The organism is Catellatospora sp. NPDC049133 (genome assembly GCF_040648455.1).
Taxonomy (GTDB): domain Bacteria; phylum Actinomycetota; class Actinomycetes; order Mycobacteriales; family Micromonosporaceae; genus Catellatospora; species Catellatospora aurea.
This window is the reverse complement of record NZ_JBEZDT010000047.1, coordinates 48,050-67,021: the sequence shown is the minus strand read 5'-3', so window position 1 is coordinate 67,021 and position 18,972 is coordinate 48,050. Positions and strand designations below refer to the sequence as shown.

The window sequence follows — 18,972 nt, the reverse complement described above, 5'->3', positions numbered from 1 at the left end:
AGTGCTCGGCCACGATCTGCGCGGCCAGCTGCCCGACCAGCTCGGCCAGCCAACCGACCCGCGCGGCGAGCACCCGCTCACCGACCCGCTGGCCGTCGGCCTCGACCGTCGCCGACATCGCCGCGCAGGTCGCGGTCGCGGTGAGCTGACCCACCGCCATCACCACACCCCCGCACACCGGCCAATCAGGACTGCCATGAGCCTACGACCCGCCCCTGACACAACCGCCACCCACGACAACGCCCAGCATCCTGCACCCGGCCACACCGCCACCAGGGCGAACCGAATGCAGTCACGCTCAGCTAACCCGACCAACAGTTCACACCCTGCCGGCCGGTGCCGCGGGTCGCGTGCACTACGGCGCGACGACGCAGGACATCATGGACACCGGGCTCGCGTTGCAGCTGGCCCGTTCGCTGGCCGCCCTCGACCGGCGACTCGGGCAGCTCGGGGATGCCCTGGCGGCCAGGGCGGCGGCGCACGCGCGCACGGTGATGGCGGCGCGCACCCACGCTCAGCAGGCCGTCCCGACCACGTTCGGTGCCACCTTGGCGACCCTGCTGGCGCAGCTGACCAGGCACCGCCGGCGGATCGCACAGGCTCAGCCGCGCATCGCGGTCGTGTCGCTGTTCGGCGCCGGCGGGACATCCGCGGCGCTGGGACCCTCCTCCGGCCAGGTTCGCGCGGGGATGGCAGCCCGGCTGGGTCTGCGTGTACGAAGCGGCCGCGCGAGCCCGGTCCCAGCAGACAGCCCTCACGGCCGCCGTGCGAGAGGCTGCGCAAGAGCGCGGTGTGGCGCATCTGCTGCCGGAATCACCGATCGCGGCCGACGGCTACCCGGGAGAAGCTGTGATCAACAGCCTGCGCGCGGTCTCGGCCTGGCGCGAAGTGCCGGCGCTGCCGGTCCCCGAGGCCATGAGCGACCTCGCGCGGGGTTGACCACTGGGTTGTGCCTCGTCGGCGCCCTGGTCAGGCTGGCGCCGGGTCTGGTAGCCGAGCATCCGCTGCTTCGAGGCTACGGCCGTCCTGCCCGGCGCGCTTGGCGAGCAGCTGCATGCTCTCGCTCGATCGGCTGCCCACGTCGGTGCTGTAGATGAAGAGGGTCTGGTCGGGGTCGCCGGGGAGTACGAGCGACTCGTAGTGGATGGTCATCGGTCCGACGACAGGGTGCACGAGATGTTTCGTGCCAAATGTCCGGTCGTGGACTCGGTGTCCGTTCCACCAGGTCCGGAACTCCGGACTCTTGATGACCAGTTCGTCGATCAGTTCCTTCAGCCGCGGGTCGTCGGGATGGCGTCCCGCGTAGAGCCTGAGAAAGCCGACGGCATCGGCCGCCACCGTGGCCCAGTCCTGGTGGAGCATCCGGGCCTCCGGGGACAAGACCATCCACCGCGTGTAGTTGCGCTCGCGGGCGGGCATCTGGCGCCAGTCCACGAGCAGTGCTCGGGCCAGTGCGTTGGTGGCGAGCACGTCGGTGCGGCAACCGAGCAGGAATGCTGGGTTGCTGGTCATGGAGGCGAGCATCTGGTGGATCGCGGGCCGGACCCGCTGCTGGACCTGGCCCTGGTCGGGTTCGCGTCGCGCTGGTCTTGCCAGGTCGTACAGGTGCGCTCGGGCTGCCTTGTCGAGACCGAAGACACGGCTCAGGGCCTCCACGACCGCTTCCGAGGGGCTGGCGTGGCGGCCCTGTTCGAGCCGGGTGTAGTAGTCGATGCTCACCCCGGCCAGCCGGGCAACCTCCTCACGCCGCAGTCCTGGGACACGACGACCCCCCAGGCTGCCCCCGTGATCGAGCCCGTTGACCGTTTCGGGGGTCACCCGCGCCCGACAATTGCGGAGGAATTCTCCCAATTCCGAGTGTCCAGCCATGTCGTCCATGATTGCGCAACCGGCAGCAGGATGGGTAGAACCCGGGGCGTTTTCGCGGTCCGCTGTCGCGCACATGGTCGCCGCTGCCCGCCGCGCCCTGGGGTGGGCGGCGGGCAGCGGCGACGGGTTGGACCCCGAATGCCACGTACTTCGTCTCCAGGTATTCGTCGATCCCGGTTGACCCGCCCTCGCGCCCGAGACCGGACTGCTTCATTCCGCCGAGGGGGCTCCGACATCGGAGACCAGGCCTCGATTCAGGCCGACCATGCCCGAATGCAGCCCTCCGGAAAGGCGGACGGCGCGGCTGACGGTCTGCGTGTAGACGTAGCTGACGAGCCCGAAGTCGGTGAAAAGCTGCTTCTCGCCGCGCTCGATCAGTGCAGATCCGGCGAACGCATCGGCAGTGTTGTCTTTCATCAAAGGGTCTGTTTTCGTGCTGTCGTTGGAGGTTCGAAAGGTTGCGTGATCCAGGGGCAGCCGATACTCGGGCCTCATACGCGCGTGCCGGCGAATGCCCTCATGGCCTAGGCAGGCGGTGCCTGAAGAGGAAGGTCGCGGCGGCACTGCACGCCGCTGCCACCATGAGCACGACGGACAAGGTGATCGCACCCGTTTCGATGCTGGTGGAGTCGCTGACACGGCCGGTGACCAGCGACAGCGTCGCCGCCGGCAGGTACGCACCCACGCCGAGCGCGGAGTTCGCCTCGGCCAGCCGCGATGCCGGAACGGCCACGTTCAGCAGCATGAACCCGGCGAGCTGCCCGGCCCCCTGACCGGCGCCGACGAGCGCGGCGGCGAGGAAGATCGCCACCTGTGACGAGAGGGCGGCCGCTGAGAGGAGCGCGGCCATACCAAGGACCGTGCTGGTGGCCCCGGCCGCGAGCAGCGACCGCGGGGTGGATCGTGGCGCGGCGAACTGGACGACGGTGGCCGACGCGAACATCAGGAAGATCATTGTCCCGGCCGTCGACGTGTTCGTGTCTTCTGTGATCCCGTACAGCAGGGAGGGGCCGAGCGAGGAAAGAAAGGAGGTGCCCGAAAGTCCCGGAGCAAACGCCGACACCCCCAGCGCAAGGTGCGACAAGGCTGTGCGAGGCACACCTGGCAGGCGGATCGGCCGTCGGCCCGGCTGCGCGGCGGGCTGCAGGGGCATCTTGACGACCAGGACCAGGCAGACGGCCACCAGGGCCAGCACAGCGCCGAACACGGGCATCGCCGGTGCGGCTGCCATTTGCGCGACGACTCCGGAGAAGAGCGTTCCGACACCCGAGCCGAGGACCATGGCCGACGACGACAGCAGGGCAGCCGTCTTCCTGCGGTTCGTACCCGCGATGTCGGCCACTGCCGCCATGCCGCTGGACACGATGGCCCCGACCGCCAGTCCTGCGAGCAGGCGCGCGGTCAGCAGAGCGGGTACGGACGAGGCTGACAGAAACACCAGGCAGCTCACGAAGGACACGGCAAGGGCGGGCAGCAGGATCGGCTTGCGGCCCACACGGTCGGACAGCGGGCCGCAGACGAGCAGCGAGACGACCAGACCCGCGACGTATATCGAGAAGATCCCGGTCAGGGTGCTCTGCGTGAAGCCCATCTCGCGCTGCCACGACGCGTACAGCGGTGTTGCCGAATTGGACAGAATGAACAGCGTGGCCACCGGGCAGGCGGCAAGCCACAACCAGTAGGTCGGGGTTTCGCGCCTGGGGCTGGTGCCGAGCGTGTCGGCCCGCGGCGCTTCTTGCGCGCGTCGGGGCATGGAGATTGTCGAGGTGAGTGACATGGTGACTCCGCGTCGCGGTCAAGAGGAGAAGTTCGTCGTCGCCACCGTCCCGTCGAGCAACGGCGACAGCGGACCGGGTCGGGGGTGCGCGCCAGCCGAACGCGCACCCCGGTGAAACACGGCTGTCTTGAGGTCAGGCCAGGGCGTCGACCATGGCGTCGGCCATGGGGGCGCTGGAGGCGGGGTTCTGCCCCGTGAAGAGGTTGCCGTCGCGGATGGTGAAGGCCCGGTAGGCCGGCCCCTGACCGTGGCGGGCGCCCTGCTCCCGCAGCCGGCTGGCCAGCAGCCAGGGGGCGCCTTCGGCCGTTCCGAACAGCTGCTCCTCCTCGTCGGTGAACGCGGCCATCCGGCGTCCGGCGAACAGCCAGTTGCCTTCGGCGTCGACGGCGCTCAGCAGCCCGGCCGGACCGTGGCAGACGGCGCCGATGAGCTTGCCCTGACGGTCCGCGGCGCTCAGCAGCCGGCCCAGGTCAGCGTCCTGGTAGAGGTCGACGACCGGACCGTGGCCACCCGGCAGGACGGTCGCCGCATAGTCGTCGATCTTGACGTCGGCCAGCTTGAGTAGCGGGCCGAACTAGCGCAGGGCGTTCTGGGCGTGCGCCACGTAGTGGGCGCAGTCGTCGCCAGCGATCGCCGGATCGGCGCTGTGCTGGTCGAGCGGCTGCAGGATCCCGCCCGGCGAGGCGAAGTCGACGGTATGACCGGCCCGGGTGAAGATCTCGTGCGGGGCGGCGAGCTCTTCGGCCCAGTATCCGGTCGGGTACCGGGACCCGTCGGTCCGCTCCCAGACGCTCGCGGCGGACATGACAATCAGAATCCGGCTCATGAGTTGATTCCTCTTCCGTGTGATGGCCGATGGACGCGGCCCGAATTCGTCATTCCGTTCGAGTGCCGCACTGCGGTGGCCACTCGTCTGTGCGAGCCGCACGCGCGGGTCGCTGGAATGGGACATGACCATCCTGCTGCGGTCACGGGCCGGCGGACAGCGCTGGTCAGGCCCAGTGGTTCCGGGGGAGTGGGCTGCCTGGGCATGGCGTGGCCACGCAGCGCCTACTGGTGTGGGATACGGCTCAGCAAGATGGATGGCATGGCTGAAAGAAACGAGTTAGGCGATTTCCTGCGCGCGTCTCGGGCCGCAGTGAGCCCGGAAAAGCTCGGGCTCGAGCAGTACGCATCCCGGCCGGGACGGCGGGTGCAGGGTCTGCGCCGTGAGGAGGTCGCCGAGCTGGCCGGGGTGAGCGTGGACTACTACACGCGGTTGGAGCAGGGACGGCACAACCGGCCGTCGGAGGCGGTCATCGACGCGCTGAGCCGGGCGCTTCGGCTCGACGCCGTTACCCACGCCCACCTCGTCGACCTGGCCCGGCCTGTCCGGCGACGTCCCGAGCAACCCCAAGTCCAGCGGGTCCGGCCGGCGATCCACCAGTTGATCGCGTCGATGGTCGACCATCCGGCGTTCATCGTGGGCCGTCGTACAGACATCCTGGCAGCAAACGACCTGGCCCGTGCTCTGATCACCGACTGGCGTGCGCTGCCGCCGCGCGAGCGCAACTACGCGCGATGGATGTTCCTGGACCCGGCGGCCCGGGCCATCTACCAGGACTGGTCGACGGTCGCCGCCGAGGTGGTCGGCACTCTGCGGCTGGACGCCGGGCGTCATCCCGGCGACCAGCGGCTCAACGAACTGGTCGGTGAGCTGACCATCAAGAGCCCGGAGTTCCGCACGTGGTGGAACGACCACCGGGTCCATGAGCGCACGCACGGGTCGAAGCGGATGACGCACCCCGCCGTAGGGCCGATCACCATCCACTACCAGGCGATGGCACTGCCTGGCGACAAGGACCAGACGCTGTTCGTCTACACCACCGACCCCGGCAGCAGCTCCGCCGACAACATGCGGCTGCTGGCCATGTGGACCGCGCAGAACAAGCGCGAAACCACCGCCAATCCGAAAGACACCACCAGCACCACGAACGCCGGAGCGCAGACTCCGGCCTGAGCGGCAGCGCCCGGTTGCCGGGCTCCGAGCTGCCGACCAAGGTATGGGCTCATAAGGCACCGCCCTTCGGGGCGTACGGCCGCTTCCACGGGGTCATCCGCGAGGACCGGGCGAGTGGGATCCGGCGAAGCTGAGCGGACCCGCGAAGCACCGCCCTTACCGCGCCGTTGCGCTCGATGCGTTCGTGCTCGACGACCATGACGAGCGGATCAGGGTTTCGTAGCCGGATCCGTGAGAAGTGCGACAGGCCGGGGGAGCCGGCCGACGCGATACCAGGCGAGCACGCAGTGAGGCGTCGGCAATTGGCCGGCTGGTGTCCAGTCGGTGAATGTGGCAATCCCGGCTGGAACATAGCGCTGGAGCTTAAATGGGGTCCTTGTCAGGGCGGGCTATGCGAAGTTCTTCGATCTTGGTGGTGGCTCCGAAGACGCCCCAGTTCACCGGGTCCATTTCTCTCAGCAGGATGTAGGCGGGCACGCGCGCTTCCTCGGGGATGCCGGCATGTTTGCCGATGCTCTGCGTGTATCGCTGGTACAGCGAACGTTTGGCTGCCTCGTCGAGTCCGCCTTCGAAGTAGTTGATCTCAAGGGCGATCACGTTCGTGCCACCCGGCTTGCCGCCGTGATAGACGTGACCGGGTGGCACGTCGTGGAAGTAGATCCACGTCGTGCTCTTGTTGTAGGGCGCCATGGGAAGCCTCTCCAGTTCCCGTATGGTCGTGGTGAGTTCCTCCGCCAGCGCGTCTCTGGCGGCGTCGGAGAACGTGCCGACGGGCGAGTACACGTGGATCAGTGGCATGGCGTTTCCTCCATCCGGCGACCGTGTCCCAGTTCTTCGCGCGTGCCGACCGCAGCGAAGCAACTGGCCGACGCTTTGCGCCGATGTCCACCGTCGTCTGGCCCGCTGCTAGGGGGTCCACCTGGCGGCTGACCGCATTCACGCAGACGTTCTGCACTGCCCATCATCACGTGCGGACATGGTCCGTATCACGCGGATTGTGGATTCGGTCAGCATGTCGCTTGCCGCGACACCAGGCCACGAGGATCGCCGGGGACGGGCGTGGGCGTCGAGGCTCAGGGTTCAGGCGCGTGGGCCTCGGATGGCGGCGACGGCGGCGTCGTAGAGGTCGAGCATGTCAGCTTGGCCGTCAGAGGCGATCCAGGCGTCGGATGCGGTGTCCATGCATGAGAGCACCGCCGAGACGATCGCTGATGCCGTGAACTCAGGGTCGGGGCCGCGCACGCGCTGTGCGATGAGCGGCACGAGCGCGTCCCGCCAGTGCTGGCGCTTCTCGAAGAGCCGGGCGCGCAGCGAGGGCGCCTGGTGCATCATGCGCGCGATGGCGAGATCGGCCACAGGGTCGTTGAACGTCTCGGATTGCGTGGCGAGCATCGCGCCGCGCAGCGCCTCCCAGGGATCTTCGGTCTCGGGGTGTTGGGCCAGAGCGCGCGCGACAGTATCGCCTCGCGCGGTGAGGTCGCCCAGCAGCACGTCTTCCTTGCTGCCGAAGTAGCGGAAGAAGGACCGCCGTGAGATCCCGACGGTCTCGACGATCTGGTCGACGGTCGTCGCTTCGAAGCCCTGCTCGACGAACAGCGCGCACGCCGCGGCGGAGATCTCCTTGCGGAGAGCTGCGCGCTGGCGTTCCCACGCCGTCATCTTCGCCATGGCGCTCACCGTACACGAAATGTCTATCTGGCACTCAGTGCCAGGTTGGCCTATGGTGTCAGTATGACATTCCCATACCACTCCCAGACTGTCCTGCTCACCGGCGCGAGTTCCGGCATCGGCCGCAGCTTCGCGACCGCCCTCGCCGCGCGCAGGGCGGATCTCGTCCTGGTCGCCCGGCGCGCCGACCGGCTGGAGAGCCTCGCTGCCGAGCTGCGCGAGCGCTACGGCGTCACCGTGCACGCCATCCCGCTCGACCTGGCGCTCCCGTCGGCGGGCACGGACCTGCGCGACGCGGCAGCACAGCGTGGCATCCGTGTCACCAGTCTCATCAACAACGCAGGCTTCGCCTCCTACGGCAGGTTCGCCGAACAGGACCCCGATCGGCTCGCCAGGGAGATCGCCGTCAACGTCTCCGCACCGGTCCAGCTCACGGCGGCGTTCCTCCCGCAGATCCGCGCCGCGGGCGACGGCTTCATCATCAACGTCGCGAGCATGGCTGCCTACGCCCCGTCGCCACGGATGGCGGTCTACAGCGCCTCGAAGACGTTCGTGCTCACCTTCACCGAGGCGCTCTGGCCCCAGCTCCGTGGCACCGGGGTCACCGTATTCGCCATCTCACCCGGCGCGACGAGCACCGAGTTCAACGAGGTCGCCGGCAGCGACGACGCGACGGCCGGGGTGCGGATGCGTTCGCCCGAGGCCGTGGTGGAAACGGCACTGGCCCATCTGGAGCGGTGTGACCCGGGGCCGAGCGTCATCGACGGCCGAGGCAATCGGCTCAGCGTGAACGTTGTCCGCGTCCTCACGCGCCGCGCGACGGTCAGCCTGATGGAACGCTTCACCGATCCTCGCCGCCGCGACCGTGGGCGTGCCGGCGCCGCGAAGTAGCTCCGTGGCAGCAGCGACGTCAGGAGGTCGTGCTCACGGCCACTGCGGTGCGTTGCCCTGGACGTGACGGCTATCGGCGTGCGTCCGTCCGATGAGGACGAAATCCGTGGCGGATGGTGCGGATGGGTGGTAATTCAGATATGTCCCGTTGCCGGTGATCTGGTGGCCGCGGACGAAGGCCAGGCCGGCCCAGAGCAGATCGTCGTTGTACTCGTTCCAGTTCCAGTCGTAGAGGCCGCCACTGCCCTGGTTCTGCTGCAGGAAAGTGTCGAGAAGGCGGCCGATCAGATTGCGTGTTTCGGCGCGTCCGGTGGCTTCGTAGACGTCTTCGGCTGCCTGGATGTCCAGGGGCTGCCGTCAGATGTAGTCCTTGGCGGTCTTGCTCAGCGACTCTTTGCAGTACACCTGGTTGCCGCTGGAGACGAGAAAGGCGTTGTTCAACGCGGTGAAGGCGGCATGGCTCGCTCGGCCGGTCCGGCGTGATGTCCGGTGCGACCGTGGGGACGGGCGGGGGCCCGGCTTCGTGAGAACCCGGGCCACCCGCCGGGCGTACGCCGGTTGACCAAGCCGCTTGCTGCGACTGGCGGGATGCCGGTGCGGTCAGGCGAAGAGGTTGCCGGTGATGTCGGCGTAGAAGTCGGCCGGGTCGCCGGAGAGGGAGGCCTTGACGTTGGCCGTGGGCTTGTCGGCGATGACTTCGATCTTGCCTGCTTCCAGTCCGTCGAGGGCTTGGGCGACCACCTCGTGGGGCGCGAGCTTGGGGATGTCGATGCCGGCCATCATGTCCGTGTCGGCGATCGCCAGCGCCAGGGCGGTGACCAGCGTCTTCTGGTCGGCCAGCTCGAGGCGCAGGCCGTTCGTCAGGGACCACTCCGCGGCCTTGGAGGCGGCGTAGCCGTTGCTGCCGGGGCTGATGGTGTACCAGCTCAGCGCCGAGATGACGTTGAGGATGGCGCGCCGGCCAGCCTGGGCGCGAAGGCCGGGGTGACGTTCAGGGTGCCCCAGAAGTCTCGGTCAGCCGCGGGGCCGCCGCGATCGCGGCGGCCAGGTCCAGAGCGATGCGACGAAGCCCGCGCTGAAGCCCCTACGCGACGCGGCCCCGCCCGCCGTTGTCGACAGAGTGGCGGCGATCTGGCTGGGGCTGCCGAGTCGTAATGCTGCGCTGCGCTGCGCTGCGCTGCGCGCACGTGATGATGGAGACCCTTGGCCAGGCACGCCGCCGTGCCGCATCGCCGTCAGATCGTGCGTAAGGGGTAGGCCGGAGTCGGCGGCGGGATGATCAATTACTGTCGGGTAACCGTTGTCGGCGAGCCGGGCGTCACCGGTGGTGCCCTGGCCGGCATCGCCCGAAGGAAGGGTCAGGCCAGCAGGCCCGCGGCGACGCTCCAGAGCCGCTCGGCATTGGCGGCGTCAAGGGCGTACGCGGCCACGCCGCGGTAGTCGCTGGGGCGCTCGGTGACCACCTCGGCCTGTGCGCAGTCCTCGAAGTAGCGCCCGCCCACACCTTCCAGCAGCGGCGACGCGGCAAGCAGTACCGAGGTGGCGGCGCCTTGGCTGGGGTTCTTCCGGCGCTCGGCCGGGGTCCTCAGCCCGCCGGTGTGCTTCTGCAGGTTTGTCGCGATCGCACCGGGGTTCAGCGAGTTGGCGTAGATCCCCTCACTGGACCACCGCCGGGTTGCCTCAACGGCGAGCAGGATGTCGGCGGTCTTGGACTGGCCGTAGGCGACGAAGGGTTCATAGGGGCGGAAGTCGAAGTGCAGATCGTCGAAGACGATGGGGGAGAACAGGTGGCCGCTGGAGCCGAGCGACACGATCCGCGCGCCGTGAGCTGCGGCGAGCGCGTCATGCAGGCCGAGTGTCAGGGCGAAGTGACCCAGGAAGTTCGTGGCGAACTGCATCTCCCATCCTTGCGTGGTCCGCTGCAGGTCGGGCAGGGCCATGATCCCGGCGTTGTTCACCAGGATGTGCAACGGCTCGTCCCAAGCCGCGGCGAACTTTCGCACCGAGTCCTGGTCGGATAGATCGAGAGGCCGAATGGTTACCGCGGGATTGCCCGTGGTCCGCACGATGTCCGCCGCGATCTGCTCCGCGGCGTCCGTACGGCGCACCGCGAGGGTCACTGCGGCGCCCGCGCGGGCGAGAGCTCGGGACGTCTCTGTGCCGATGCCCGACGCGCCGCCGGTCACGATCGCACGTTTGCCGGACAGGTCTACACCCTCGAGAACCTCCTCCGCAGTGGAGGTAAATCCGAAGTCCGTGACGATACGTTCTGACATTGCTTACCTTTCCTTGATCTAGTGGCGGCTCGCGTCGGGTGTCAGGCCCGGCGGATCTCTCTGGGACCCGCCGGGCGTGCTCGGCCATAAGACCTATCGGTCCGACCGGCGAACTCGATAACGCCTGGCGTTGTGGTCAGGGTGCGTGTGATGTCGCGTCGAGGAAGTCGTCGACGGTCAGCGTCGCGTGTGAGATCAGCGGGTAGCGCAGGATCATCGCGTCGTAGGCCGGCCGCCCCCCGGCTGCGGCTGTCGCGTCGGTGAACGTGGTGACGTGGTAGCCGCGTTCCATCGCGGTGCGGGCCGTGGACTCCACGCACATGGTCCCGACCATGCCCGCGACCGCCACGTACTGCACGCCGTGTTGTCTGAGTTGCGTGTCGAGGTCGGTGGTGGCGATGACGTCGATGTTCTTGTGCGGAGAGACGACGATTTCGCCGGGCTCCGGCGACAGGTCGGGGTGGAAGTCGGCGTTCCAGGTGCCGGCCTCGAACAGGCGGTTGTCGTACATCTCCTGCTGGATGCCGCAGATGTAGCGCCAGGTGGTGTAGTCCTCCTCGGTGAAGGACATGGGTGCGAAGAACACCGGCATGCGCTGCGCGCGTGCTCCGGCGAGCAGCCGCTTGAGGTTCTCGAAGGTGCCGATCCGCTCGAACTCGTCCTTGAATTCTGCGTAGCTCTTGCCCTTCTCCGCGAAAACCTCGTTGACCGTGTCGATGAGAAGCAGGCCGATCCGGCCGCTCTCATAATCGGTGCTGGACATCAGGTGACTCCCATCGTGTTCGTCAGGCGAAGTTCCCGGCCTGAGCACCTCCGTGGTGCGTGCGCCGGGGCGGTGGGCGGAAGGCGGTGTCGGACATCCCCGCCGGACCGCTCACGGCATCAGGCGTGGTCGGTGACGTCCAGGACGATCTTGCCGGCGGTGGTGCCGGCCGCGACCGCCGCGTGCGCCTCGGTCACGTCGTCCAAGGTGAAGCGGCGAGGATCGAGTAGTGGCACCAGCGCCCCCGCGTCAGCGAGCGCAGCGACTTCGCGCAGGATATGGCCGTGGTGTTCGCGGCCGCGGCCGGTGAGCATCGGCAGGAGCGTGAAGATCCCTGAGTAGGTCGCTGCGCGAAACGACAGGGGAGCCAGCGAGTGGGTGCCCCACCCGAGCGCGCTGACGACGTGGCCGGTGTAGGTGCGGGCGGCCGCGAACGACGCGTCGAGGGTGGCCCCGCCGACGGTGTCGACGATGATGTCGAAGCCTTCGCCGCCGGTGTGCTGCTGCACGTACTGCTCGACGGGGACGCTGGTGTAGTCGATCGGCGTCGCGCCGAGGTCCTCGATGGTCTTGAGGCTGCGCGGGGAGCCGGTCGCGTAGACCTGGGCGCCGCGAGCGCGGGCTATCTGCACGGCTGCGGAGCCGACGCCGCCCGCGCCACCGTGTACGAGGACCTGCTGACCGGCTTTCACAGCGGCACGGTCGACGAGTCCTTCCCAGGCGGTGATGACGGCCAGCGGCAGTGCGGCCGCCTGGCGCATGGTCAGCGACTTCGGCTTGAGCGCCAGCAGCCGGGCGTCCACGGCTGTGTACTCCGCCAGGGAGCCCGGCAGGTCTCCCACCCCGCCGGTGAGCCCGTAGACCTCGTCACCGGGTTGGAAGCCGCCCGCACCCGTGCCGACCGCCTGGACTGTCCCGGCCAGGTCCAGGCCGAGGACCGCAGGCAGGCGCGTCTTCGCGTGGGCCGCCTTGCCCGCCTGGATCTTCGTATCCAGCGGGTTTACGCCACTGGCCGCCACCCGCACCAGCACCTGGCCCGGGCCGGCGACCGGCTTGTCGATCTCGCTGACCTTCAGCTGATCGCCGAACTCCCGCAGTACCACAGCACGCATGTGCCATACCCCTCATCTGTGTCGATGTCGTCGTGTCCGGTGCCGCCGACGGCTTAGCGGCCCGCGGCCGCTGCTTCGCGGATGAGCTCCACGACAGCGGCGGCTTCGGGAATGCCGACGGTGTGCGAGCCGCCGGCCAGTTCCACGGTCCGCCGGGACCCGGCCCGTTCGGCCATGAACCGCTGCACGGCCGCGGGAATGTTCTTGTCCTCGCTGCCGAAAAGGAACCACGACGGGATCGCCCGCCAGGCGGGCTCGGCGGACGGCTCGTTGAGCGCGGACTCCACGATGGGCCGCTGGGTGACCGCCATGACCGCCGCGTCGGCGGCAGGCGAGTCGGCGGCGAACTGCGCGTGGTAGCGGTCCTGGCGGATGTAGAGGTCGGTCTCGCCGGTGGGCAGCTTGACGGCGGTGAGTGTTTCGCCGAGGCTGCCGCCTTCGTAGCGTCCGGCGAGCTCGGCGGCGCTCTCGCCGGTGTCGGGGGCGAATCCGCCGACGTAGACCAGGGCTTTGACCTGGCCGTTGCCGGTGGCGCCATTGGTGATGACGGTGCCGCCGTAGGAGTGCCCGACCAGCACGATCGGGCCCTGGATTTGCGCGAGAACGCTGCGCAGGTAGTCGGCGTCGTACTTGACGCCGCGCAGCGGGTTCGCGACCGCGATCGCGGCGAAGCCGTCGCCGAGCAGGGCGGCGATGACGCCGTTCCAGCTGGCGGACTCGGCGAACGCGCCGTGGACGAGGACCACCGTCGGCTTGCCGCTGGTGGTGTCGGTGATGCTCACGAGCTGCTCCTTTCGTGGTGCCCTGTGCCGACGCTCCGATTGCCGGACGCGGCCTGTTCCAGACGGGCGCCGGCCAGGCGCCGTGGGTCGGTTTCGTCCAGGGGGTCCAGGCGCAGGCGGGTGAGCTTGAGCCGGGCGATCCGCCATCGCCCGTCCACCCGCTGGTACGTCTCGTGGTAGTGGCCGTAGCCGTGGTGGCCGTATGGCGTGTGCGGGCCGCTGGGCACGGTGACCAGGTCTTCCATGGCCCACACGCCGGTGGCGGTGTCCGGGCCGGTAAGTTCGATCTCGGGCATGTGCCCGTGGTGCACGGTCGGTGTCTGGCCGATCAGGCGCCCGGTCGAGGTCGCGAACTCGGTGGCGTCGGTGAACACGGCGTCGCCGAAGTCGATGTGGGGCGAGGCGGTGAACAGCGCGGCCAGTTCCGTCCACTGCTTGGTGTCGACGTAGCGGAAGTAGCGCGCCTTGAGCTGCTTGATGGCCTCCACGTCGAGCAGCTGCCGCACCAGATGATCGGTCATGTGAAGCTTCTCCTGTCGCTGCGTGACGGGTTTTCAGAAGGCCAGTACCAGGCGTCCGCGTACGCCGCCGACTTCCAGCAGCCGGTGGGCCAGCGGTGCCTGCTCCGGTGGCAGGACCTGCGCGACACGCGGGGTCAGCACCCCGGCCTCGGCCAGCAGGCGCAGCTCGTCGAGCTTGTCTGCCCGGCCGCCGTAGTCGGGAACGAACACCGGGTGGACCGTGATCGGGCGCTGCGGGGTGTGCAGCCCGCCGCCGGGCTCGCCCGATCCGCGGAACTGCGCGAATGCGCCGCCGTCGCGTACCGCCTCGAACAGTGCGTCGCCGATGACGGCGGCGTCGGCGACCGCGTCGACGGGCCCGCCGGCGGCCTGGGCCAGGCGCGCGGCGACGCCGTCGCCCCGGGCCACGACCTCGTCGGCGCCCAGCTTGCTGACCAGCGGCACGTCGGCCGGTAGTGCGTCGGCGAGGACCCGCAGTCCGCGGTGTTTGGCCAGCTGCACGAGGTAGCCGCCCAGTGCGCCCGCCGCGCCGGTGACCGCCAGGCTCGCCCCGGCCGGCAGGCCGAGTTCGTCCAGCGTCAGTAACGCGGTCAGCCCGTTGAGCGGCAGTGTCGCCGCCTCGGCGTGGCTGGTGCCGGCCGGTGCCGGGGTGACCCAGTCGGCGTCGAGCACGACGTGTTCGGCGTACCCGCCGCCGTCGGGCCGGATCGGGATGACCATCGCCATGACCCGGTCGCCGATCCGGAGTCGGGCGTCGGCGCCTGGGCCGATCTGGTCGACGGTTCCGGCGATGTCCTGGCCCGGTATGTAGGGCGGGGTGAGCTCGCGCATCAGGTTCGCGATGTACCCGGCCCGCAGCAGGGTGTCGGCGGGGTTCACCGCCGCCGCACGGACCCGCACCCGGACCTGCCCGGGGCCGGCCTGCGGGCGGGGTATGTCCACCACCCGCAGCACCTCGGGGCCGCCGTACTCGGTCAGGCCGACCGCTCGCATCGCCGCCTGCCCGCTGCTCATGCGCGACCGGTTCGCGTGCTCGGGCCGGCCGGCGGGGCGACCGCCGCGAACTCCTGGCGGGTGGTGGGATTGCCTTCGATCGACTCGTATGTCGCCTTGGCGTGGGCCAGTGCCTGCATCAGCGACTTCGGGCCGCGGAACGGCTCGCCGCCGATGTGCCAGCCGTCGGGGTGCAGTTCTTCGATGAGCACCCACACGACGTCGCGGAACGCCTCGGAACCCTCGTGCTTGACCATCACGTCGGTCAGGTCCGCGGCCAGGGCGTGCTTCTGCTCCTCGGTGAACACACCCTCGACGAGTTTGACGTTGACGAACGGCATGGACTTCCTCCTGTCGATCCCGCCGTGGTGGCCGGCGACGCTCGGTACGCCACCGGCGTCGCGGCCGGTCCCATGGATCCAGTGTCGCGCCCGACGGCCGCTGCTGAACCCGTCAAAGTCCCTGGTCAGCCCTGCACGAACCCCCGGCATGGCGGTGCGGCTACACCGGCAGGGCGGCCTTGGCCCGCAGCGGTGTGTTGCGCAGTTCGCGGCGGGAGTTGATGGCGAGCTTCGCGAAGACCTTGCGCAGGTGCCACTCGACCGTGCGCGGGCTGAGGAACAGTTGAGCGCCGATCTCCGGGTTGGTGTACCCGGCGCTGGCTAGCCGGGCGATCAGAGCCTCCTGGGCAGTGAGGTCGGCAGCCGCCGCCGCGCTCGGTCTGCGGACGGTCTCGCCTGTTGCCAGTAGCTCGCTGCGGGCGCGTTCACCGAACGCCTCGGCACCCATGCGGGTGAGCATGTCGTGGGCGCGGTGCAGGTGTTCGCGGGCGTCCGCGCGGCGCCGCTGCCGGCGCAGCCACTCGCCGTACACCAGATGCGCGCGTGCCAGGTGCGCGGCCATCCGGCAGTCCTCCAGCCGTTCGATCGCCTCCCGGTACAGCGTCTCGGCAGCCGTCCCCTCGCTCAGCAGGGCGCGGCAGCGGGCCTCGACACCCAGCGCCCACTGCGTTCCACTGGCCCGCGTCCGCTGCGCCAGCCGCCGCAGCGCCTGCTCGCCGACGTCGTGCTCGTCTGCCCTTGCCGCGGCCTCGACCAGCTCCGCCAGCGCCCACGGTCCGGTCGCCAGCTCGTCTCCGGCACCGGCTTCACGCGCGGCGTCCAGCGCCGACCCGTACAGGCCGAGACCGTTGTGCAGCACCGCCGTGGCGTACTCCATCATTGCCAGCGCGTTGCCTTCGCCCCGCGCCGACGCGTCCCGGATGCTGTCCCGCTGTAGTTCGTCGACACCGTCTCGGTCGCCCCTCCAGGCGGCCAGGATCAGCGACGTGAACGGCGGCGGCGCCACCTGCACCGCCGCGTTGAGGGCCGCCGCCTCCTCCAGCAGGGTCGCCGCGCCCGCCAGTTCACCGGCCTGGACATGCCAGCCGGCCAGGTAGTCCAGCGCCAGCGGAAGCAGGTTCAACGTGCCGGCCTCACGCGCCAGCTGCACCTGGCGGGTGGCCAGCTCCAGCCAGGCCTGATCGTCCCACAGGTCCATCGCGGCACCCGAGGTCGCCAGGCATACCCAGGTCAGCCGGTGGTGCTCGGAGCGGTACGCGGACAGGGAACGCTGGATGACGGGCACGGCCCGCACATATCCGTGCGCGAACCGGGTCGCCAGGCCGTCCAACAGCAGATCGACGGCGCGCGGGGGTTCGGCGGCGGCGGGTGCGGACAGGGCCGCCTTCGCGACCGCGAGCACGCCTTCACCGTCGCCGAGGCGCCCCGCGTAAATCGCGGCCAGCAGCGCTTCCAGGTACGTCTCCCGCGCCATCGCGGCGTCGAGGGCCGACAGCCGCTCGGCGGCACCGAGCAGCAGCGGCGGCGCGTCCCTGCCACGGCTGCCGGCGAACGCCAGCTGGGCTCGAAGGCGTTCGACCCTCGCCCGCTGCAGGCCGTCCAGGGCGCTCATCTCCGCCGTGGCGAGCAGCTCGCGGGTGGTGTCGATGTCCCCGGCGTCGAACTTGGCCTGCGCCGCGGCCAGCGCACGAGCACCACGTCGGGCCGGATCGGGGGTCAGTTCCGTCGCCCGCTCCAGAAACGCGGCCGCGGCCGCGACACCGCCGCGCGCCTGCGCCCGCTCCGCCGAGCGTTCCAGTTCCTCGGCCACCGCCGCGTCAGGTGCGGGTGCGGCGGCGGCGAGATGCCACGCGCGGCGGTCCGGATCGGCCACCGCGTCGGTCGCATCAGCCAACACCTGGTGCACTCGCCGGCGTTCGGTCAGCGTGGCGGCTCGGTAGACAGCCGACCGCACCAGCGGGTGCCGGAACCGCACCCGCGTTCCGATCTCGATCAGACCCGCGGCCTCGGCGGGCGTCGCCGCGTCGTCGGCCAGCCCCAGCTCGGCGGTGGCCCGCCGCAGCAGGGTCGGGTCGCCGATCGGCTCCGCGGCCGCGACCAGTAAGAACTGCCTGGCCTGCGCGGGCAGCGGCCGCAGCCGCCGTACGAAGCCCTGCTCGATGCGGCTCGCCAGCGGCTGCGCATCGGGCAGCCCGAAGCCGCCCGCCAGCTCCGCCGGGGTCAGCCCTCGCGGCAGCTCCAGCAGCGCCAGCGGGTTACCCCGGGTCTCCGCGACGATCCTGTCGCATACGCGCTCGTCGAGCCTGCCGTGCACCGCCGACGCCAGCAGCAGGCGCGCATCGGCGTGGCTGAGGCCGGCCACGTTCAGCTCGGGCAACCCGACCAGCTCGCGCTCACCGCTGGGCCGGCGCACCGCGAACACCAGCGCTACCGGGTCGGCCTGCAACCGTCGCGCCGCGAACGCCAGCGCCTGCACCGACGCCCGATCGAGCCACTGGGCGTCATCGACCACGCAGTACAGGGGCTGCTGGGATGCCACATCCGACAGGAGCGTCAGGACCGCCAGACCGACCAGGAAACGATCCGGGGCCGCCCCCTCGGCGAGGCCGAACGTGACCCGCAGCGCGTCACGCTGCGGCACAGGCAGAGCGTCCAGCTGGTCGAACATCGACGCGCACAGCTGCTGCAACCCGGCGTAGGCGAGCTCCATCTCGGCCTCGACGCCGGCGACCCGAACGACCCGGCCATGCTGAGCCGCCGCGTCTGCCAGGTAGTCCAGCAGAGCCGTCTTGCCCTCGCCGGAATGGCCGCGAAGTACCAGAACGGCATGGTGGCCTGCCTGGACGTCCTTGATGAGTCGGTCGAGGGTCTCGCACTCGGCTCGGCGGCCGTACAGCCCGTGCACCGTCGCAGACATGCGTGCCCGACCCCCGTCCGATGCGAAGTTTCGGCCGCCTCATCCGGATTCAGCGAGTGACGACGCTTGGCGAGCAGGTTCTATCTGCCCTCTTCGCACACTAGACGCCGGGCAGGGCCCTGGGTGCTGATCCGCGCGTGACGGCGATGCGCCCGGTGGGGCCCGCCGTGCTGCTGTTGCGCCTGCGCCAGAGCGGTGCAGACATGCCGCGTACCAGACGATGCGGAGGTCACGTCGTGGCGTTGGGAGCGAACACGGTTTGAAGGGCCACCTCTGCCGAGCGCATGAGTGCGGCCCGGTCCGGGTTGATGGCACCCATCACCCGCAGTCCCTGCAGGTTTGTCACCAGGAATGCGGCGAGGTCGGCGGCGCTGCGGTCCACGGGGACCTGACCGCGAAGCTGCCCCTGGGCGAGCACGTCGTAGATCGCGAGCTGGAGGGCCTGGGTGGACGACTGGAGCCGTTCGGCGACCCGCAGATCGTTGTGGGCGCGTTCCATGGCGGCCCCGATGATCAGGCACGCCTGCCGGTGCCCGTCACGTGCGATCTCGTCGGCGACGCTGACAAACATCTCCCGGATCACGTCGCGAGCGTTCTCGCCGGAGCGCATCAGGTCGGCGATCGGGTTGGCGTACCGCTGGCGGTACAGGTCGAGGGCGGCAAGGTAGAGGCCGTCCTTGCTGCCGAAGGCGGCGTACAGCGAGCCGCTGCCCAGGCCGGTGGCCTCGGCAAGATCCCGCATCGACGTTCCCTCGTACCCCTTGCTCCGGAACACGTCCATCGCTGCGGCCACAGCCGTGTCGAGGTCGAACTCACGCTGACGTGCCATGACGTCAGGGTAACCGATTCTGGAACAGTTTGACAAGTTAGCCGACGTGGAGAGTCGGTCAGCATCGGGCAACTATCGCCATTATCTGTCTATAGCGGGCTCATCGAAGCAGAAATTAGGTACCCTGCGGAGAGCGACTTCGTGTGATCTGCGCCCTTTTCTTTGTCGGTCGTTCCATATTCGCGTAGCGTCGGCCGGGTTCCGGCAGGCTTCCTCCCTGCCGCCCGGATGCAA

Annotated in this window: 22 protein-coding genes and 2 pseudogenes; 5 read left to right on the top strand and 19 right to left on the bottom strand. The window is 69.6% G+C overall.

Annotated features, from left to right (window positions below):
• Positions 1 to 350: 350 nt before the first annotated feature.
• A pseudogene (locus tag AB0B35_RS37135) lies at positions 351 to 656 on the top strand (lyase family protein); the annotation flags it as partial.
• 136 nt (positions 657 to 792) lie between these two features.
• Positions 793 to 939: a hypothetical protein gene (locus AB0B35_RS37130; protein ID WP_361055145.1), complete on the top strand. Its 147-nt coding sequence runs from the start codon at positions 793 to 795 to the stop codon at positions 937 to 939.
• 30 nt (positions 940 to 969) lie between these two features.
• Here the strand turns inward: AB0B35_RS37130 and AB0B35_RS37125 are convergent, their stop codons facing one another.
• The 6 genes from AB0B35_RS37125 to AB0B35_RS37100 form a co-directional block, all read right to left on the bottom strand.
• On the bottom strand, positions 970 to 1,851 hold the full coding sequence (locus AB0B35_RS37125) for a helix-turn-helix transcriptional regulator (RefSeq protein ID WP_361055142.1): 882 nt from the start codon (positions 1,849 to 1,851) through the stop codon (positions 970 to 972).
• Positions 1,742 to 2,083: a hypothetical protein gene (locus AB0B35_RS37120; RefSeq protein ID WP_361055132.1), complete on the bottom strand. Its 342-nt coding sequence runs from the start codon at positions 2,081 to 2,083 to the stop codon at positions 1,742 to 1,744. Before AB0B35_RS37120 ends, AB0B35_RS37125 begins: the two co-directional genes overlap by 110 nt.
• Complete coding sequence (locus AB0B35_RS37115) at positions 2,080 to 2,286, bottom strand: hypothetical protein (protein ID WP_361055129.1); 207 nt, start codon at positions 2,284 to 2,286, stop codon at positions 2,080 to 2,082. Before AB0B35_RS37115 ends, AB0B35_RS37120 begins: the two co-directional genes overlap by 4 nt.
• A 100-nt stretch (positions 2,287 to 2,386) precedes the next feature.
• On the bottom strand, positions 2,387 to 3,646 hold the full coding sequence (locus AB0B35_RS37110) for an MFS transporter (RefSeq protein ID WP_361055126.1): 1,260 nt from the start codon (positions 3,644 to 3,646) through the stop codon (positions 2,387 to 2,389).
• A 133-nt stretch (positions 3,647 to 3,779) separates the two neighbouring features.
• Positions 3,780 to 4,202 carry a type 1 glutamine amidotransferase domain-containing protein gene (locus AB0B35_RS37105; protein WP_361055141.1) on the bottom strand — a complete coding sequence of 141 codons (423 nt, stop codon included), beginning with the start codon at positions 4,200 to 4,202 and terminating at the stop codon, positions 3,780 to 3,782.
• Positions 4,203 to 4,220: 18 nt separating this feature from the next.
• Entirely contained in the window at positions 4,221 to 4,472 is a 252-nt protein-coding gene (locus AB0B35_RS37100) for a hypothetical protein (RefSeq protein ID WP_361055123.1), read from the bottom strand.
• A gap of 204 nt (positions 4,473 to 4,676) precedes the next feature.
• Between AB0B35_RS37100 and AB0B35_RS37095 the strand changes: the two genes are divergently transcribed.
• The gene (locus tag AB0B35_RS37095) at positions 4,677 to 5,645 is read left to right on the top strand and encodes a helix-turn-helix transcriptional regulator (protein ID WP_361055120.1); all 969 of its coding nucleotides are present in this window, start codon (positions 4,677 to 4,679) and stop codon (positions 5,643 to 5,645) included.
• A gap of 363 nt (positions 5,646 to 6,008) precedes the next feature.
• Here the strand turns inward: AB0B35_RS37095 and AB0B35_RS37090 are convergent, their stop codons facing one another.
• Positions 6,009 to 6,443 (bottom strand): tautomerase family protein, encoded by a 435-nt coding sequence (locus tag AB0B35_RS37090; protein WP_361055117.1) that lies wholly within the window; start codon positions 6,441 to 6,443, stop codon positions 6,009 to 6,011.
• 282 nt (positions 6,444 to 6,725) lie between these two features.
• Complete coding sequence (locus AB0B35_RS37085) at positions 6,726 to 7,313, bottom strand: TetR family transcriptional regulator (RefSeq protein ID WP_361055114.1); 588 nt, start codon at positions 7,311 to 7,313, stop codon at positions 6,726 to 6,728.
• Between the two features lie 63 nt (positions 7,314 to 7,376).
• Here AB0B35_RS37085 and AB0B35_RS37080 point away from each other — a divergent pair, with 63 nt between their 5' ends.
• Together AB0B35_RS37080 and AB0B35_RS37075 are read left to right on the top strand one after the other, a co-directional pair.
• Positions 7,377 to 8,204, top strand: a complete 828-nt coding sequence (locus AB0B35_RS37080) for an SDR family oxidoreductase (RefSeq protein ID WP_361055111.1) — start codon at positions 7,377 to 7,379, stop codon at positions 8,202 to 8,204.
• Between the two features lie 162 nt (positions 8,205 to 8,366).
• Positions 8,367 to 8,687 (top strand): hypothetical protein, encoded by a 321-nt coding sequence (locus AB0B35_RS37075; protein ID WP_361055108.1) that lies wholly within the window; start codon positions 8,367 to 8,369, stop codon positions 8,685 to 8,687.
• 117 nt (positions 8,688 to 8,804) lie between these two features.
• Here AB0B35_RS37075 and AB0B35_RS37070 read toward each other — a convergent pair whose 3' ends face one another.
• The 11 genes and pseudogenes from AB0B35_RS37070 to AB0B35_RS37020 all read right to left on the bottom strand — a co-directional run bounded on the left by AB0B35_RS37070 (position 8,805) and on the right by AB0B35_RS37020 (position 18,738).
• On the bottom strand, positions 8,805 to 8,984 hold the full coding sequence (locus tag AB0B35_RS37070; protein WP_361055105.1) for a hypothetical protein: 180 nt from the start codon (positions 8,982 to 8,984) through the stop codon (positions 8,805 to 8,807).
• A gap of 51 nt (positions 8,985 to 9,035) precedes the next feature.
• Positions 9,036 to 9,119 (bottom strand): annotated as a pseudogene (locus AB0B35_RS37065) (short-chain dehydrogenase); the annotation flags it as partial.
• A 443-nt stretch (positions 9,120 to 9,562) separates the two neighbouring features.
• Positions 9,563 to 10,480 carry an SDR family NAD(P)-dependent oxidoreductase gene (locus AB0B35_RS37060; RefSeq protein ID WP_361055102.1) on the bottom strand — a complete coding sequence of 306 codons (918 nt, stop codon included), beginning with the start codon at positions 10,478 to 10,480 and terminating at the stop codon, positions 9,563 to 9,565.
• Positions 10,481 to 10,616: 136 nt separating this feature from the next.
• Positions 10,617 to 11,243, bottom strand: a complete 627-nt coding sequence (locus AB0B35_RS37055; protein WP_361055099.1) for a cysteine hydrolase — start codon at positions 11,241 to 11,243, stop codon at positions 10,617 to 10,619.
• Positions 11,244 to 11,362: 119 nt separating this feature from the next.
• On the bottom strand, positions 11,363 to 12,355 hold the full coding sequence (locus tag AB0B35_RS37050; protein ID WP_361055096.1) for a zinc-dependent alcohol dehydrogenase family protein: 993 nt from the start codon (positions 12,353 to 12,355) through the stop codon (positions 11,363 to 11,365).
• A gap of 53 nt (positions 12,356 to 12,408) precedes the next feature.
• A complete protein-coding gene (locus AB0B35_RS37045) occupies positions 12,409 to 13,137 on the bottom strand; it encodes an alpha/beta hydrolase (RefSeq protein ID WP_361055094.1) in 729 nt (242 codons plus the stop codon).
• On the bottom strand, positions 13,134 to 13,658 hold the full coding sequence (locus AB0B35_RS37040) for a nuclear transport factor 2 family protein (RefSeq protein WP_361055091.1): 525 nt from the start codon (positions 13,656 to 13,658) through the stop codon (positions 13,134 to 13,136). Before AB0B35_RS37040 ends, AB0B35_RS37045 begins: the two co-directional genes overlap by 4 nt.
• Before the next feature lie 33 nt (positions 13,659 to 13,691).
• A complete protein-coding gene (locus AB0B35_RS37035; protein WP_361055088.1) occupies positions 13,692 to 14,672 on the bottom strand; it encodes an NADP-dependent oxidoreductase in 981 nt (326 codons plus the stop codon).
• Positions 14,669 to 14,992 carry a 4-oxalocrotonate tautomerase family protein gene (locus AB0B35_RS37030; RefSeq protein ID WP_361055085.1) on the bottom strand — a complete coding sequence of 108 codons (324 nt, stop codon included), beginning with the start codon at positions 14,990 to 14,992 and terminating at the stop codon, positions 14,669 to 14,671. Before AB0B35_RS37030 ends, AB0B35_RS37035 begins: the two co-directional genes overlap by 4 nt.
• A gap of 160 nt (positions 14,993 to 15,152) precedes the next feature.
• Entirely contained in the window at positions 15,153 to 17,909 is a 2,757-nt protein-coding gene (locus tag AB0B35_RS37025; RefSeq protein ID WP_361055083.1) for an AAA family ATPase, read from the bottom strand.
• Positions 17,910 to 18,138: 229 nt separating this feature from the next.
• The gene (locus AB0B35_RS37020) at positions 18,139 to 18,738 is read right to left on the bottom strand and encodes a TetR family transcriptional regulator (RefSeq protein ID WP_361055080.1); all 600 of its coding nucleotides are present in this window, start codon (positions 18,736 to 18,738) and stop codon (positions 18,139 to 18,141) included.
• Positions 18,739 to 18,972 lie beyond the last annotated feature (234 nt).

Coding starts and splice junctions, on each gene's coding strand:
- AB0B35_RS37120 (WP_361055132.1), bottom strand. CDS start 2,083: ATGAAGCAGTCCGGTCTCGGGCGCGAGGGCGGGTCAACCGGGATCGAC.
- AB0B35_RS37115 (WP_361055129.1), bottom strand. CDS start 2,286: ATGAAAGACAACACTGCCGATGCGTTCGCCGGATCTGCACTGATCGAG.
- AB0B35_RS37110 (WP_361055126.1), bottom strand. CDS start 3,646: ATGTCACTCACCTCGACAATCTCCATGCCCCGACGCGCGCAAGAAGCG.
- AB0B35_RS37100 (WP_361055123.1), bottom strand. CDS start 4,472: ATGAGCCGGATTCTGATTGTCATGTCCGCCGCGAGCGTCTGGGAGCGG.
- AB0B35_RS37095 (WP_361055120.1), top strand. CDS start 4,677: ATGGCGTGGCCACGCAGCGCCTACTGGTGTGGGATACGGCTCAGCAAG.
- AB0B35_RS37090 (WP_361055117.1), bottom strand. CDS start 6,443: ATGCCACTGATCCACGTGTACTCGCCCGTCGGCACGTTCTCCGACGCC.
- AB0B35_RS37085 (WP_361055114.1), bottom strand. CDS start 7,313: ATGGCGAAGATGACGGCGTGGGAACGCCAGCGCGCAGCTCTCCGCAAG.
- AB0B35_RS37080 (WP_361055111.1), top strand. CDS start 7,377: ATGACATTCCCATACCACTCCCAGACTGTCCTGCTCACCGGCGCGAGT.
- AB0B35_RS37070 (WP_361055105.1), bottom strand. CDS start 8,984: ATGGCCGGCATCGACATCCCCAAGCTCGCGCCCCACGAGGTGGTCGCC.
- AB0B35_RS37060 (WP_361055102.1), bottom strand. CDS start 10,480: ATGTCAGAACGTATCGTCACGGACTTCGGATTTACCTCCACTGCGGAG.
- AB0B35_RS37055 (WP_361055099.1), bottom strand. CDS start 11,243: ATGTCCAGCACCGATTATGAGAGCGGCCGGATCGGCCTGCTTCTCATC.
- AB0B35_RS37050 (WP_361055096.1), bottom strand. CDS start 12,355: ATGCGTGCTGTGGTACTGCGGGAGTTCGGCGATCAGCTGAAGGTCAGC.
- AB0B35_RS37040 (WP_361055091.1), bottom strand. CDS start 13,658: ATGACCGATCATCTGGTGCGGCAGCTGCTCGACGTGGAGGCCATCAAG.
- AB0B35_RS37035 (WP_361055088.1), bottom strand. CDS start 14,672: ATGAGCAGCGGGCAGGCGGCGATGCGAGCGGTCGGCCTGACCGAGTAC.
- AB0B35_RS37030 (WP_361055085.1), bottom strand. CDS start 14,992: ATGCCGTTCGTCAACGTCAAACTCGTCGAGGGTGTGTTCACCGAGGAG.
- AB0B35_RS37025 (WP_361055083.1), bottom strand. CDS start 17,909: ATGTCTGCGACGGTGCACGGGCTGTACGGCCGCCGAGCCGAGTGCGAG.
- AB0B35_RS37020 (WP_361055080.1), bottom strand. CDS start 18,738: ATGGCACGTCAGCGTGAGTTCGACCTCGACACGGCTGTGGCCGCAGCG.